This window comes from Microbacterium sp. JZ70 (assembly GCF_053903225.1).
On the sequence record NZ_CP096405.1, the window covers coordinates 1,732,602 to 1,748,407 of the forward strand.

A 15,806-nucleotide genomic window follows, 5' to 3' on the forward strand; every position below is an offset into this window, starting at 1 on the left:
CGGCCCCCGCCCACGGACAATAAGGTAGAAGTCATGTCGTATTCGGTCGCCGTCTCCGGCGCTTCGGGCTACGCCGGCGGAGAGCTCCTCCGTCTGCTCGCCGAACATCCGGACGTCGAGATCCGCACGGTCACCGCGCACTCGAACGCCGGCCAGCCGCTCATCCAGCATCAGCCGCATCTCCGCTCGCTCGCGCACCTCACCCTGCAGGACACGACGCCGGAGATCCTCGCCGGTCACGATGTCGTCTTCCTCGCGCTCCCGCACGGCCAATCCGGCCAGTACACCGACGCGCTCGGCGACGCCGCGCTCGTCATCGACTGCGGTGCCGATCACCGTCTCGTCGACGAGGGGGACTGGGACGCGTTCTACGGCGGTGCCTTCCACGAGCCCTGGGCGTACGGCGTCCCCGAGCTTCCGGTCGGCGGCGCGAAGCAGCGCGAGCGTCTCGTCGGGGCCACTCGGATCGCGGCGCCCGGGTGCAACGCGTCGACCGTGAGCCTCAGCCTCGCGCCCGGCGTCGCCGCGGGCGTTATCGACCCGTCCGACATCGTGAGCGTCCTGGCGGTCGGCCCCTCGGGCGCGGGCAAGAGCCTCAAGACGCATCTTCTCGGCGCTGAGCTCCTCGGAACGGCGAACCCGTACGCGGTGGGGGGAACGCACCGCCACATCCCCGAGATCCGGCAGGCGCTCCGTGCCGCGGGCGCGACCGGCGACATCCGGATCTCCTTCACCCCCGTGATCGTGCCGATGGCCCGCGGCATCCTCGCGACCTCGACGGCGCGCATCGCGGACGGCGTGACCGACGCGCAGATCCGCGACGCGTGGGAGCAGGCGTACGCGGGCGAGACCTTCGTGCAGCTCCTGCCCGAGGGACAGGTGCCGCGCACGGCCGACGTCCTCGGCGCGAACACGGCCCTCATCGGCCTCGCGATCGACCGCGCGGCCGGCCGGGTCGTCGTCGTGACCGCCGTCGACAACCTCGCGAAGGGGACGGCGGGCGCCGCGATCCAGTCCATGAACATCGCGCTCGGCCTTCCGGAGGGCCGCGCTCTCACCGTGAACGGAGTGGCGCCGTGAGCGTGACCGCACCCGCAGGATTCGAGGCGGCCGGAGTCGCCGCAGGGCTCAAGTCGACGGGCAAGCCCGACGTCGCGGTCGTCGTCAACCGCGGGCCGCTCAAGGCCGGCGCCGCCGTGTTCACCTCGAACCGGGCGAAGGCGAACCCGATCCTGTGGTCGCAGGAGGCGATCAAGGGCGGCGTGATCGAGGCGGTCGTGCTGAACTCGGGCGGCGCCAACTGCTTCACGGGCGCGTTCGGCTTCCAGACGACGCACCAGACCGCGGAGCGCGCGGCGGAGCTCCTCGGCGTCGGAGCCGTCGGCATCCAGGTCTGCTCGACCGGCCTCATCGGCACGGGCGACGAGGTGTTCCGCGCGAAGGTGCTCGACGGCACCGCGAAGGCGATCGCCTCCCTCAGCGCCGACGGCGGAGACGACGCGGCACGCGCGATCATGACGACCGACACGGTTCCCAAGACCGCGGTGCATCGCGGCGGCGGATGGTCGATCGGAGGGATGGCGAAGGGCGCGGGGATGCTCGCTCCCGGGCTCGCGACGATGCTCGTCGTGCTCACGACCGACGCCGTGCTCGACGCGGCGGCCGCCGACGCGCACCTCCGCTCCGCGACGAACGTCAGCTTCGATCGGCTCGACTCCGACGGATGCATGTCGACGAACGACCAGGTCACGCTCCTCGTGAGCGGGGCCTCGGGCGTGACCCCCGACCCGGACGAGTTCGCGAGCGCGCTCGCCGCGGTCTGCTCCGACCTCGCGCGGCAGCTGCAGGCTGACGCCGAGGGGGCCAGCCATGCGATCGCGATCGAGGTCGTCGGGGCCGCGAGCGAGCAGGACGCGGTCGAGGTGGGCCGCTCGGTCGCGCGCAACAACCTCTTCAAGGCCGCCATCTTCGGCAACGATCCGAACTGGGGCCGCGTGCTGGCGGCGATCGGCACGACCTCCGCGGAGTTCGACCCCTACCAGGTCGACGTCTCGATGAACGGCGTCCGCGTGTGCAGCGCGGGCGGCCCGGACCGCCCCCGCGAGGAGGTCGATCTCGCACCGCGCGACACGCACGTGCTCATCGACCTGCACGCGGGAGAGGCGACCGCGACCATCCTCACGAACGACCTCACGCACGACTACGTCCACGAGAACAGCGCGTACTCCTCATGACACCGATCGACCTGCAGGACACCAGCCCCGAGGAAGCCGAGTTCAAGGCGGCCACCCTCATCGAGTCGCTTCCGTGGCTCAAGGAGTACCGCGATCAGATCGTCGTCGTGAAGTACGGCGGCAATGCGATGATCTCGGAGGAGCTCCAGGACGCGTTCGCGGCCGACATCGCGTATCTCCGCTACGTGGGCATCAAGCCCGTCGTCGTGCACGGCGGCGGGCCGCAGATCTCGAGCATGCTCGATCGCCTCGCGATCCCGAGCGAGTTCAAGGGCGGCTACCGCGTGACGAGCACCGAGGCGATCTCGGTCGTCCGGATGGTGCTCACCGGCCAGATCAACCCCCAGCTCGTCGCCAAGATCAACTCGCACGGCCCGTTCGCGGTGGGAGTCTCGGGCGAGGACGCCGGGCTCTTCGGCGGCCGGCGCCGCGGCGTCGTCATCGACGGCGTCGAGGAGAGCCTCGGCCGGGTGGGCGACGTCGTCCGCGTCGACCCGACTCCCGTGATCGACCAGCTCGAGGCCGACCGCATCCCGGTCGTCGCGGGTGTCGCGCCCGACCTCGACCACCCCGGTCACACGCTCAACATCAACGCGGATGCCGCGGCATCCGCGCTCGCGGTGGCGCTCGGCGCGCGGAAGCTCGTGGTCCTCACCGATGTGCCCGGCTTGTACGCCGACTGGCCGAACCGCGACTCGCTCGTGTCGCACATCAAGGCCGACGAGCTGCGCGAGATGCTGCCGAAGCTCGAGTCGGGAATGATCCCGAAGATGCAGGCGTGCCTCGACGCGGTCGACGGCGGCGTGCCGACGGCAGCCATCATCGACGGGCGCGTGCCGCACTCGGTGCTCGTCGAGCTCTTCACCAGCAAGGGAATCGGAACGGAGGTGGTGGTCGGATGAGCACCTGGCAGGACGACGCATCGCGGGATCTCATGAGCCTGGGCGGGCGCCTCGCGCTCCTCACTCGGGGTGAGGGCTCGCATGTCTGGGACGCGGACGACCGCCGCTACCTCGACTTCCTGGGCGGGATCGCCGTCAACTGCCTCGGCCACGCGCATCCCGTGTTCGTGGAGGCCGTGTCGAAGCAGGCGGCGACGCTCGCGCACATCTCGAACTACTTCGCGAGCCCCGCGCAGCTCGAGCTCGCCGCCCGCCTGAAGCGTCTGGCCGGCACCGGCGACGACGGACGGGTGTTCCTCTCGAACTCGGGCACCGAGGCGAACGAGATGGCGATCAAGCTCGCCCGCCTGCACGGCGGGAAGACCGGCAAGTCGACCATCCTCGTGCTCAACGGCGCGTTCCACGGCCGCACCATGGGGGCGCTCTCGATCACCCCCAAGGCCGCGTACCGCGATCCGTTCGAGCCCGTCCTGCCGGGTGTGCGCTCGATCGACGCCACGCTCGAGGCGCTCGATGCGGCTTTCGACGACTCGATCGCGGCGCTCTTCGTCGAGCCGATCCAGGGCGAGGCCGGCGTCGTCCCGATGCCGGACGGCTTCCTCGCGAGGGCTCGCGAGCTCGCGACCGAGCGCGGCGCGCTCCTCGTCCTCGACGAGGTGCAGACCGGCTCGGGCCGCACGGGGGAGTGGTTCGCCTTCCAGCGCGAGGGGATCGTCCCCGATGCCGTGACGCTCGCGAAGAGCATCGGCGCGGGATTCCCCCTCGGCGCCCTCATCACGTTCGGCGCAGCGAGCGACCTGTTCTATCCCGGCACCCACAACTCGACGTTCGGCGGCAACCCGCTCGCCAGCGCGGTCGCGAACGCCGTGCTCGGCTACATCGAGAGCGAAGGGCTGCTCGAGAACGTGACCGCGCGCGGCGCTCAGCTGCGCACGGCCGTCGCCGAGCTCCCGCTCGTCTCGGGCACGCGCGGCGAGGGCCTCCTCATCGGCATCACGCTGACCGCGCCGGTTGCGGCGGAGGTGCGCGCGGCCGCCCATGAGCGCGGCCTCATCGTCAACGCCCCCGATGCGGACGTCATCCGCATCGCTCCCGCCTACACGATCGGCGATGCGGAGATCGAGGAGTTCCTCACCCTGTTCGGCGAGGCTCTCTCGGCCGTCGCCGCGACCATCCCGACCCCGACGGAGACCCACGCATGACCCGCCACTTCCTGCGCGACGACGACATCACGCCGGCCGAGCAGGCCGAGATCCTCGAGCTCGCGGCCGAGCTCAAGAAGGACCGCTGGGCCGACAAGTCCCTGGCCGGCCCGAAGACCGTGGCGGTCATCTTCGACAAGTCGTCGACTCGCACGCGCGTCTCGTTCGCCGTCGGCATCGCCGACCTCGGCGGCACGCCGCTCATCATCTCGACCGCGAACAGCCAGCTCGGCGGCAAGGAGACGCCCGCCGACACGGCGCGCGTGCTGGAGCGCCAGGTCGCCGCGATCGTGTGGCGCACGTACGCGCAGCAGGGCCTCGAGGAGATGGCGAAGGGCACGCGGGTGCCCGTCGTCAACGCTCTCAGCGACGACTTCCATCCGTGCCAGCTGCTGGCCGACCTGCTCACCGTGCGCGAGCACAAGGGCGAGCTGCGCGGGCTCACGCTGTCGTTCTTCGGAGACGGCCGCAGCAACATGGCGCACTCGTATGCGCTCGCGGGCGTGATGGCCGGCATGCACGTGCGGATCGCATCGCCGATCGACTACGCGCCCCGCGAGGACATCGTGATGGACGCCGACCGCATCGGCATCGAGACCGGCGGCTCGCTCACCCTCTTCACCGATCCGCTCGAGGCGGCCGCCGGTGCCGACGTCGTCGTGACCGACACCTGGGTCTCGATGGGCAAGGAGGAGGAGAAGCTCGCCCGCCTGCGCGACCTCGGCGCGTACAAGGTGACGCCCGAGCTCATGGGGCTCGCCGACGACAAGGCGATCTTCATCCACTGCCTCCCCGCCGATCGCGGCTACGAGGTCGACGCCGAGGTCATCGACGGCCCGCAGAGCGTCATCTGGGACGAGGCGGAGAACCGCCTGCACGCGCAGAAGGCCCTCCTCGTGTGGCTGCTGCGCCAGGCGGACTGACCGGCTGGATCCGGACCCGTCTGGCTCGGCTGGACGGGTCCGGCCGCGCGCCCGGCATCGACCTCGCGCGCGGCCTCGCGGTGATCGGCATGTTCGCCGCCCACCTGCTCGACACGTCGCCCTTCGCCTGGGGTGACCCCGCGACCTGGATCGACGTCGTCAACGGCCGCTCGTCCATCCTCTTCGCGACGCTCGCCGGCGTCTCGCTCGCGCTCGTCACGGGCGGGTCGACCCCAGTCGACGGCGAGCGGATGGCGGTCGCGCGCGGCCGGATCGTCGTGCGGGCGATCGCGATCTGGGTGATCGGCCTGCTCCTGGTCGCACTCGACACGCCCGTGCTCGTGATCCTGCCGGCATACGGCATCCTGTTCCTCCTCGCGCTCCCGGTGCTGCGGATGCGCCCCGCGTTGCTGCTCGCGATCGCCGTCGCGGTCGCGCTGATCGCGCCGTTCGCGGTGTGGGCGATCGACGGATGGGCAGGGTGGGAATCGCTCTCCGGCGAGCTCATCGCGCAGCTGACCGGATGGCACTATCCGTTCGCGCTCTGGTTCGCCTTCGTCGCGGCGGGGCTCGCCATCGGACGCCTCCGCCTCGGTCGGCCGCGGACGGCGTTGGCGCTCGTCCTCGGCGGCGCGGCCGCGGCCGTCATCGGGTACGGGGTGCTGGGCCGGTGGAGGTCGCTCGCCGAGCCCGAGAGCGTGTGGGCGCACGTGCTCGATGACGCGGCGCACTCGAGCGGAGTCGCCGAGGCGGTCGGCTCCGGCGGGTTCGCGGTCGCGGTCATCGGCGTATGCCTCCTCGCGTGCCGGACACCGCTCCGCTGGCTCGCGTGGCCCCTGCGGGCGATGGGTTCGATGCCGCTCACGGCATACGCGGCGCAGCTCGTCGCGTGGGCGCTGCTGCAGCCCGAGCCCACCGTGCTGCAGTTCGGGTCGGATCTCGTGGCGTTCCGCGCGACCGAGCCGTTCTGGCCCCTGACCGTCGCGACGATCGTCGGCTGCAGCCTGTGGTCGCTGCTCGTCGGGCGCGGCCCGCTCGAGGCCGGCATCGCCTGGCTCGCCCGCACGATCGTGCCGACGTCCCGTCGAGGTGTCTCACTCCCGGCGGGATAGCGACGGGCTTTCCCGCGGCGGGCGAGACATGGATGGTGGTCGGAGCGGGTCCTGGCGCTTCAGTACGCTGGACGGGTGAGCACAGGCGAGACGCGTGGGACGAACGAGGGAGCCCTCTGGGGCGGACGCTTCGCAGGGGGGCCGAGCCCCGAGCTGCAGGCGCTGAGCCGATCGACGCACTTCGACTGGCAGCTCGCGCTCTACGACATCCGCGGATCGCACGCGCACGCAGCGGCCCTCGAGGCCGCCGGCTACCTCACCGCCGACGAGGCGGCGCGCATGCACGCCGGGCTCGACGCGCTCGCCGAGGGCGTGCGAAGCGGTCGTCTGCGTCCGCGCGATGCGGATGAGGATGTGCACGGCGCCCTCGAGACGGCGCTCCTCGAGGAGGTGGGCGCCGAGCTCGGCGGCCGACTGCGCGCAGGCCGGAGCCGCAACGACCAGATCGCGACGCTCATCCGCCTGTTCCTCATCGACCACGCGGGTGTGATCGCGCGCGAGCTCGTCCAGCTCATCGACGCGCTCGTGGCGCAGGCCGACGCGCACCCGTCGGCCATCCTGCCGGGCCGCACGCACCTCCAGCACGCCCAGCCCGTGCTCCTCGCGCATCACCTCCAGGCACACGGATGGCCGCTCGTGCGCGACCTCGAGCGGCTCCGCGACTGGCGCGCCCGCGCGGGCGTGTCGCCGTACGGGGGAGGGGCGCTCGCCGGGTCGACCCTCGGTCTCGATCCCGCGCTCGTCGCCCGTGAACTCGGCCTCGATCGGCCGGCCGAGAACTCCATGGACGGCACGGCCGCGCGCGACGTCGTCGCCGAGTTCGCCTACATCGCGGCGCAGATCGGCATCGACCTGTCGCGCATGTCAGAGGAGATCATCCTCTGGAACACCCGCGAGTTCGGCTTCGTGACCCTCGACGACGGGTACTCGACGGGCTCGAGCATCATGCCGCAGAAGAAGAACCCCGACATCGCCGAGCTCGCGCGCGGCAAGTCGGGACGCCTGATCGGCAACCTCTCCGGCCTGCTCGCGACGCTCAAGGCGCTCCCGCTCGCGTACAACCGCGATCTGCAGGAGGACAAGGAGCCGGTGTTCGACTCCGTCGCGACTCTCGAGGTGCTTCTTCCCGCCTTCACGGGGATGGTCGCCACACTGCGCTTCGACACCGAGCGGATGGCCTCGCTCGCGCCGCAGGGATTCTCGCTTGCGACGGATGTCGCCGAGTGGCTCGTCACGCAGCGGGTCCCGTTCCGCGACGCCCACGAGATCTCCGGTGCGCTCGTCCGCGCCTGCGAGGAGCGGGGGATCGGCCTGGAGGACGCGACGGACGAGCTCCTCGCCGAGGTGTCCGAGCACCTCACGCCCGCCGTGCGGGAGGTGCTGTCGATCGAGGGATCGGTTGCATCGCGCGCCGGTGTCGGCGGCACCGCTCCCGAGCGGGTGGCCGAGCAGCGCGCGGAGCTCGTCGCACGGACGCAGGCCGTCGCGCACGCGCTCGGCTTGTGAGGACGGGTCCCGGGAAGCCCTAGGCTGGAGCGCATGACTGTACCCGCAACCTCCGTTGCCGTGCAGGCGAACGATCCCTCTTTCGAGACCATCTGGGATGAGCTCGTCTGGCGCGGCCTCGTGCACGTGTCGACCGACCAGGACGCTCTTCGCGAGCTGCTCGCGGGCGAGTCGATCGTGTATTACTGCGGGTTCGACCCGACCGCGCCGAGCCTTCACCTCGGGCACCTCGTGCAGCTTCTCACGATGCGTCGCATGCAGCTCGCCGGCCACCGGCCGCTCGGTCTCGTGGGCGGGGCGACCGGCCTCATCGGGGACCCCCGCCCGACCGCCGAGCGCGTCATGCAGACGAAGGAGACGGTCGCCGAGTGGGTCGCGCAGCTGCGCGCCCAGATCGAGCGGTTCCTCAGCTTCGACGGCGACAACGCCGCTCGGATGGTGAACAACCTCGACTGGACGGCGCCGATGTCGGCGATCGACTTCCTCCGCGACATCGGCAAGCACTACCGCGTCGGCACGATGATCAAGAAGGACGCGGTGACCGCGCGCCTGAACTCCGAAGCCGGCATCAGCTACACGGAGTTCAGCTACCAGATCCTCCAGGGGATGGACTTCCTCGAGCTCTACCGCCGCTACGACTGCGTCCTGCAGACGGGCGGCAGCGACCAGTGGGGCAATCTCACGAGCGGCACGGACCTCATCCACCGCGTCGAGGGACGGTCGGTCCACGCCTTCGGCACCCCGCTGATCACGAACAGCGACGGCTCGAAGTTCGGCAAGAGCGAGGGCAACGCGATCTGGCTCGATCCGGAGATGTGCAGTCCGTACGCGTTCTACCAGTTCTGGCTCAACACCCATGACGCCGACGTGGTCGAGCGCCTGAAGGTCTTCACGTTCCTCACGCGGGCCGAGATCGAGGAGTACGCAGCTCTCGTGGAGAGCGAGCCGTTCCGCCGTGCGGCGCAGAAGAGGCTCGCGCTCGAGGTGACGACCGCCGTGCACGGGGCAGAGGCGACCGCTGCGGCCATCGACGCGTCGGAGGCTCTGTTCGGAAAGGGAGATCTCGGTGCTCTCGACGCGGGCACCCTCGCCTCCGCGCTCCGTGAACTGCCCCACGCGACGCTCGCCGCGGGCACGCCCGTCACCCAGGCGCTCGTGGAGACGGGGCTCGTTTCGTCGGTATCGGAGGCGCGTCGCGCGATCTCACAGGGCGGCGTCTCCGTGGACGGCGCGAAGGTCGACTCCGATGAGGCGACGGTGAACGGAACGCTCCCGGGCGGCGTCTCGGTGCTGCGGCGCGGCAAGAAGGCGCTCGCCGGCGTCTTCATCGACGCCTGACATCCAGCGTTCCGCCGAAGGGCGCGTCTCCGTGAGGAGGCGCGCCCTTCGGCGCAACAGGGACCGGTTGGCCCTGTTTCCGGGTTGCGACACGCCCGAGTGGTGGGTGGGTTTGCTGGGGGTGGGGGTTCGGCGTAATGTATTCCCTTGTCGCCGCCAAGCGGTGAGGTTGAGCCGGAAGGTTCCCCGCCCCAGGTCTGCGACGTACAACACAATCCCTGGTTCTGGTGAGGCTGTGGTCTTGCTGGTGCTGGGGGTGGATGGTTGCCCCGGAGGGCCGCGGCGGGAGTCGTGGGGCTGGGTGCGTCTGATCCTTGAGAACTCAACAGCGTGCACTTGTCAAATGCCAAATTATCCTCGTCCAGCTTCGGCTGGTTGAGAATTCCTTTGGATCAAATTTTATGGTTGTCAGTTTTTGGCATCCTTTTTGGTCATGATTGAACTCGCAGGTGCCTGTCCGTTTTCCCGGGTGGGTGTCTGCTTTCGTTTTTTACGGAGAGTTTGATCCTGGCTCAGGATGAACGCTGGCGGCGTGCTTAACACATGCAAGTCGAACGATGAAGCCCAGCTTGCTGGGTGGATTAGTGGCGAACGGGTGAGTAACACGTGAGCAACCTGCCCCTGACTCTGGGATAACAGCCGGAAACGGTTGCTAATACCGGATATGCATCATGGCCGCATGGTCTGTGGTGGGAAAGATTTTTCGGTTGGGGATGGGCTCGCGGCCTATCAGCTTGTTGGTGAGGTAGTGGCTCACCAAGGCGTCGACGGGTAGCCGGCCTGAGAGGGTGACCGGCCACACTGGGACTGAGACACGGCCCAGACTCCTACGGGAGGCAGCAGTGGGGAATATTGCACAATGGGCGGAAGCCTGATGCAGCAACGCCGCGTGAGGGATGACGGCCTTCGGGTTGTAAACCTCTTTTAGCAGGGAAGAAGCGAAAGTGACGGTACCTGCAGAAAAAGCGCCGGCTAACTACGTGCCAGCAGCCGCGGTAATACGTAGGGCGCAAGCGTTATCCGGAATTATTGGGCGTAAAGAGCTCGTAGGCGGTTTGTCGCGTCTGCTGTGAAAACCCGAGGCTCAACCTCGGGCCTGCAGTGGGTACGGGCAGACTAGAGTGCGGTAGGGGAGATTGGAATTCCTGGTGTAGCGGTGGAATGCGCAGATATCAGGAGGAACACCGATGGCGAAGGCAGATCTCTGGGCCGTTACTGACGCTGAGGAGCGAAAGGGTGGGGAGCAAACAGGCTTAGATACCCTGGTAGTCCACCCCGTAAACGTTGGGAACTAGTTGTGGGGGCCTTTCCACGGTCTCCGTGACGCAGCTAACGCATTAAGTTCCCCGCCTGGGGAGTACGGCCGCAAGGCTAAAACTCAAAGGAATTGACGGGGACCCGCACAAGCGGCGGAGCATGCGGATTAATTCGATGCAACGCGAAGAACCTTACCAAGGCTTGACATACACCGGAAACGTCTGGAAACAGTCGCCCCTTTTTGGTCGGTGTACAGGTGGTGCATGGTTGTCGTCAGCTCGTGTCGTGAGATGTTGGGTTAAGTCCCGCAACGAGCGCAACCCTCGTTCTATGTTGCCAGCACGTTATGGTGGGAACTCATGGGATACTGCCGGGGTCAACTCGGAGGAAGGTGGGGATGACGTCAAATCATCATGCCCCTTATGTCTTGGGCTTCACGCATGCTACAATGGCCGGTACAAAGGGCTGCAATACCGTGAGGTGGAGCGAATCCCAAAAAGCCGGTCCCAGTTCGGATTGAGGTCTGCAACTCGACCTCATGAAGTCGGAGTCGCTAGTAATCGCAGATCAGCAACGCTGCGGTGAATACGTTCCCGGGTCTTGTACACACCGCCCGTCAAGTCATGAAAGTCGGTAACACCTGAAGCCGGTGGCCTAACCCCTTGTGGGAGGGAGCTGTCGAAGGTGGGATCGGTAATTAGGACTAAGTCGTAACAAGGTAGCCGTACCGGAAGGTGCGGCTGGATCACCTCCTTTCTAAGGAGCATCTCGAACCCTTCGGGGTTCGCAGAGGCCCGTTTCGAGGCGAATGTTCTCGACGGGTTGCTCATGGGTGGAACATTTGACAAGGCGTCAGCGCAGCTGAGTCCTTCTAGTACGTCTGGCCTTCGGGTCGGGTGGGAACGGGGGGTTCGGTGAGCGGGGCGCCTGCACGCTGTTGGGTCCTGAGGGACCAGGCGCTTTCGGGTGTCTGTTTCCTTGTGGGCCTCGTCTGAGCCGGCTGTCTGGTCGGGGAGGGGGGGTGCCGCCCGTACTTTGAGAACTACACAGTGGACGCGAGCATCTTAAAGAAGCGAACACAGGATCCTTTCGGGGGTTCTGTGGCTCATGTGATTTCAAGTCTTTAAGAGCAAACGGTGGATGCCTTGGCATCTGGAGCCGAAGAAGGACGTAGCAATCTGCGATAAGCCTTGGGGAGCCGATAAGCGGGCTGTGATCCGAGGATTTCCGAATGGGGAAACCCCGCCAGGCGGCGTGCTGACCTGGTGACTCCCGTCTGAATATATAGGGCGGGTAGAGGGAACGTGGGGAAGTGAAACATCTCAGTACCCACAGGAAGAGAAAACAACAGTGATTCCGTGAGTAGTGGCGAGCGAAAGCGGATGAGGCTAAACCGGATCGTGTGTGATAGCCGGCAGGTGTTGCACGTTCGGGGTTGTGGGACCATTCTGAGACCGCTGCCGCAGGTCTCGGTGGTACAGGTGCGTATAGACGAACGGTTTTGAATGGCCGGCCAGAGCGGGTGGTAGCCCCGTAGTCGACATGCGTTTCCTGCCGCGAGTGGTATCCCAAGTAGCACGGGGCCCGTGAAATCCCGTGTGAATCTGCCAGGACCACCTGGTAAGCCTAAATACTCCCAGATGACCGATAGCGGACAAGTACCGTGAGGGAAAGGTGAAAAGTACCCCGGGAGGGGAGTGAAATAGTACCTGAAACCGTTTGCTTACAAACCGTCGGAGCCTCCTTGTTGGGGTGACGGCGTGCCTTTTGAAGAATGAGCCTGCGAGTTAGTGATACGTGGCGAGGTTAACCCGTGTGGGGCAGCCGTAGCGAAAGCGAGTCTGAATAGGGCGAGTTTAGTCGCGTGTCCTAGACCCGAAGCGAAGTGATCTATCCATGGCCAGGCTGAAGCGACGGTAAGACGTCGTGGAGGGCCGAACCCACTTAGGTTGAAAACTGAGGGGATGAGCTGTGGATAGGGGTGAAAGGCCAATCAAACTTCGTGATAGCTGGTTCTCTCCGAAATGCATTTAGGTGCAGCGTTGCGTGTTTCTTGCCGGAGGTAGAGCTACTGGATGGCCGATGGGCCCTACAAGGTTACTGACGTCAGCCAAACTCCGAATGCCGGTAAGTGAGAGCGCAGCAGTGAGACGGTGGGGGATAAGCTTCATCGTCGAGAGGGAAACAACCCAGACCACCATCTAAGGTCCCTAAGCGCGTGCTAAGTGGGAAAGGATGTGGAGTTGCTCAGACAACCAGGAGGTTGGCTTAGAAGCAGCCACCCTTGAAAGAGTGCGTAATAGCTCACTGGTCAAGTGATTCCGCGCCGACAATGTAACGGGGCTCAAGCACGCCACCGAAGTTGTGGCATTGACATTTTTGGTAGGCCTTCGTGGTCCAGCCGTGTTGATGGGTAGGAGAGCGTCGTGTGGGCGGTGAAGCGGCGGAGTGATCCAGCCGTGGAGGCCACACGAGTGAGAATGCAGGCATGAGTAGCGAAAGACGTGTGAGAAACACGTCCTCCGGAAGACCAAGGGTTCCAGGGTCAAGCTAATCTTCCCTGGGTAAGTCGGGACCTAAGGCGAGGCCGACAGGCGTAGTCGATGGACAACGGGTTGATATTCCCGTACCGGCGAAGAACCGCCCCAATCAATCCAGTGGTGCTAAGCGCCCAAAGCCAGACATCGCCGCCTTCGGGTGGCACCGTCTGGTGGAGCGCGCGACCCCATGCTGGTGCGGTTAGCGTATTAACAGGTGTGACGCAGGAAGGTAGCCCAAGCCAGGCGATGGTTGTCCTGGTCCAAGCATGTAGGCCGAGCCATAGGCAAATCCGTGGCTCATGTGGCTGAGATGTGATGGGGATGAAAAGTGGGTGATCCTATGCTGCCGAGAAAAGCATCGACGCGAGGTTCTAGCCGCCCGTACCCCAAACCGACTCAGGTGGTCAGGTAGAGAATACCGAGGAGATCGAGATAATCGTGGTTAAGGAACTCGGCAAAATGCCCCCGTAACTTCGGGAGAAGGGGGGCCCAGCGCGTATTAGAACTTGCTTCGAAAGCGTGTGTGGGCCGCAGAGACCAGTGGGTAGCGACTGTTTATTAAAAACACAGGTCCGTGCGAAGTCGCAAGACGATGTATACGGACTGACGCCTGCCCGGTGCCGGAAGGTTAAGAGGACCGGTCAGCCGCAAGGCGAAGCTGAGAATTTAAGCCCCGGTAAACGGCGGTGGTAACTATAACCATCCTAAGGTAGCGAAATTCCTTGTCGGGTAAGTTCCGACCTGCACGAATGGCGTAACGACTTCCCAACTGTCTCAACCACGAACTCGGCGAAATTGCATTACGAGTAAAGATGCTCGTTACGCGCAGCAGGACGGAAAGACCCCGTGACCTTTACTACAGCTTGGTATTGGTGTTCGGTGTGGCTTGTGTAGGATAGGTGGGAGACTGTGAAGCAGTGACGCCAGTCATTGTGGAGTCGTTGTTGAAATACCACTCTGGTCACTCTGGATATCTAACTTCGGACCGTGATCCGGTTCAGGGACAGTGCCTGGTGGGTAGTTTAACTGGGGCGGTTGCCTCCCAAAGAGTAACGGAGGCGCCCAAAGGTTCCCTCAACCTGGTTGGCAATCAGGTGGCGAGTGTAAGTGCACAAGGGAGCTTGACTGTGAGACTGACAGGTCGAGCAGGGACGAAAGTCGGGACTAGTGATCCGGCAGTGGCTTGTGGAAGCGCTGTCGCTCAACGGATAAAAGGTACCTCGGGGATAACAGGCTGATCTTGCCCAAGAGTCCATATCGACGGCATGGTTTGGCACCTCGATGTCGGCTCGTCGCATCCTGGGGCTGGAGTAGGTCCCAAGGGTTGGGCTGTTCGCCCATTAAAGCGGTACGCGAGCTGGGTTTAGAACGTCGTGAGACAGTTCGGTCCCTATCCGCTGCGCGCGTAGGAAGTTTGAGAGGATCTGACCCTAGTACGAGAGGACCGGGTTGGACGAACCTCTGGTGTGCCAGTTGTCCTGCCAAGGGCACCGCTGGTTGGCTACGTTCGGGATGGATAACCGCTGAAAGCATCTAAGCGGGAAGCCGGCCTCAAGATGAGACTTCCATCACCTTCGGGTGGAGAGGCTCCCAGCAGACTACTGGGTTGATAGGCCAGACGTGGAAGCCCAGCAATGGGTGCAGCTGACTGGTACTAATAAGCCGATGACTTGATAACACACCGTCTTCTGCGGTGCTCGCGTCCACTTTGTGGTTCCCGATGTACGGGCACCAGAAAACTTTCATAGAGAAAGCTTGATGTCGAACACATCACCAGATGTTTCGGCGGTCATAGCGAGAGGGAAACGCCCGGCCACATTCCGAACCCGGAAGCTAAGCCTCTCAGCGCCGATGGTACTGCAAGGGGGACCTTGTGGGAGAGTAGGACACCGCCGGACTTCACGTAGACGAAAGGGTCATCCGACGACGGATGACCCTTTCGTGCGTTACACGGGCATCACCGAGGAGTAGACATGCCGAACGACGGAGACAACGACCGCCCCGAGGGCGGGTCACGACCGCGCGGCGGCGACGACAGGGCTCGTGGGCGTGATGGGGCGCGTCCCCGATACTCCGACAGCGCCTCCCGCGACCGGCGTCCCCGTGATGGGCGTCCGCAGCGCGATGGTGACCGTCGTCCGTACCAGCGGGATGACCGGAACTCGGGGGACCGTCGTCCGTACCAGCGGGATGACCGGAACTCGGGGGAGCGTCGTCCGTACCAGCGGGATGACCGGAACTCGGGGGACCGTCGTCCGTACCAGCGGGACGACCGGAACTCCGGTGAGCGTCGCCCGTACCAGCGGGACGACCGGAACTCCGGTGACCGTCGCCCCTACCAGCGGGACGACCGGAATTCCGGAGAGCGTCGTCCGTACCAGCGCGACGACCGGAACTCGGGGGAGCGTCGCCCGTACTCCCGTGATGACCGGAACTCGGGTGAGCGTCGCCCGTACTCCCGTGATGACCGGAACTCGGGTGAGCGTCGCCCGTACCAGCGGGACGACCGCAACTCCGGTGAGCGTCGTCCGTACCAGCGGGACGATCGGAACTCGGGTGAGCGTCGTCCGTACCAGCGGGACGATCGGAACTCGGGTGAGCGTCGTCCGTACCAGCGGGACGACCGCAGGTCCGGCGACCGTCGCCCCTACCAGCGGGACGACCGCCCGCAGCGCCGTCCGCAGAGCCGCGACGGTCAGGCGGGACCGCGCCGTCCCTACGACCGCGACAGCCGACCCGCGCGTCCGCGTCACGACGATGGCGGCGCGTCGCGTCCGCCCGAGCACGCTCGC

Annotated in this window: 9 protein-coding genes and 3 rRNA genes; 11 read left to right on the forward strand and 1 reads right to left on the reverse strand. The window is 65.9% G+C overall.

Annotated elements, in window-relative coordinates; genetic code table 11:
- Window positions 1-33 precede the first annotated feature (33 nt).
- The 11 genes from argC to rrf all read left to right on the forward strand — a co-directional run bounded on the left by argC (window position 34) and on the right by rrf (window position 14,912).
- Window positions 34-1,080, forward strand: a complete 1,047-nt coding sequence (argC, locus tag M1D46_RS07865; RefSeq protein ID WP_282980044.1) for an N-acetyl-gamma-glutamyl-phosphate reductase — start codon at window positions 34-36, stop codon at window positions 1,078-1,080.
- The gene (gene argJ, locus M1D46_RS07870; RefSeq protein WP_324011915.1) at window positions 1,077-2,234 is read left to right on the forward strand and encodes a bifunctional glutamate N-acetyltransferase/amino-acid acetyltransferase ArgJ; all 1,158 of its coding nucleotides are present in this window, start codon (window positions 1,077-1,079) and stop codon (window positions 2,232-2,234) included. The genes argC and argJ overlap by 4 nt, the downstream gene beginning before the upstream one ends.
- A complete protein-coding gene (argB, locus tag M1D46_RS07875; RefSeq protein ID WP_271174281.1) occupies window positions 2,231-3,136 on the forward strand; it encodes an acetylglutamate kinase in 906 nt (301 codons plus the stop codon). Before argJ ends, argB begins: the two co-directional genes overlap by 4 nt.
- Window positions 3,133-4,338 carry an acetylornithine transaminase gene (locus M1D46_RS07880; RefSeq protein WP_456287082.1) on the forward strand — a complete coding sequence of 402 codons (1,206 nt, stop codon included), beginning with the start codon at window positions 3,133-3,135 and terminating at the stop codon, window positions 4,336-4,338. The genes argB and M1D46_RS07880 overlap by 4 nt, the downstream gene beginning before the upstream one ends.
- Complete coding sequence (argF, locus tag M1D46_RS07885; protein WP_271174283.1) at window positions 4,335-5,261, forward strand: ornithine carbamoyltransferase; 927 nt, start codon at window positions 4,335-4,337, stop codon at window positions 5,259-5,261. The genes M1D46_RS07880 and argF overlap by 4 nt, the downstream gene beginning before the upstream one ends.
- On the forward strand, window positions 5,237-6,373 hold the full coding sequence (locus M1D46_RS07890; protein ID WP_456284902.1) for a heparan-alpha-glucosaminide N-acetyltransferase domain-containing protein: 1,137 nt from the start codon (window positions 5,237-5,239) through the stop codon (window positions 6,371-6,373). The genes argF and M1D46_RS07890 overlap by 25 nt, the downstream gene beginning before the upstream one ends.
- 75 nt (window positions 6,374-6,448) lie before the next feature.
- Entirely contained in the window at window positions 6,449-7,879 is a 1,431-nt protein-coding gene (gene argH / locus M1D46_RS07895) for an argininosuccinate lyase (protein ID WP_456287083.1), read from the forward strand.
- 33 nt (window positions 7,880-7,912) lie between these two features.
- Window positions 7,913-9,217, forward strand: coding sequence for a tyrosine--tRNA ligase (gene tyrS, locus M1D46_RS07900; protein ID WP_456287084.1), 1,305 nt, complete (start codon window positions 7,913-7,915; stop codon window positions 9,215-9,217).
- Window positions 9,218-9,706: 489 nt separating this feature from the next.
- Window positions 9,707-11,230 (forward strand): 16S ribosomal RNA (locus tag M1D46_RS07905).
- A gap of 357 nt (window positions 11,231-11,587) precedes the next feature.
- Window positions 11,588-14,692: ribosomal RNA gene (locus M1D46_RS07910) — 23S ribosomal RNA — on the forward strand.
- 103 nt (window positions 14,693-14,795) lie between these two features.
- Window positions 14,796-14,912 (forward strand): 5S ribosomal RNA (gene rrf / locus M1D46_RS07915).
- Together the 16S, 23S and 5S rRNA genes form the textbook arrangement of a ribosomal RNA operon.
- A 114-nt stretch (window positions 14,913-15,026) precedes the next feature.
- Here the strand turns inward: rrf and M1D46_RS07920 are convergent.
- Window positions 15,027-15,767, reverse strand: a complete 741-nt coding sequence (locus M1D46_RS07920) for a hypothetical protein (RefSeq protein WP_456287085.1) — start codon at window positions 15,765-15,767, stop codon at window positions 15,027-15,029.
- Between the last annotated feature and the right edge of the window lie 39 nt (window positions 15,768-15,806).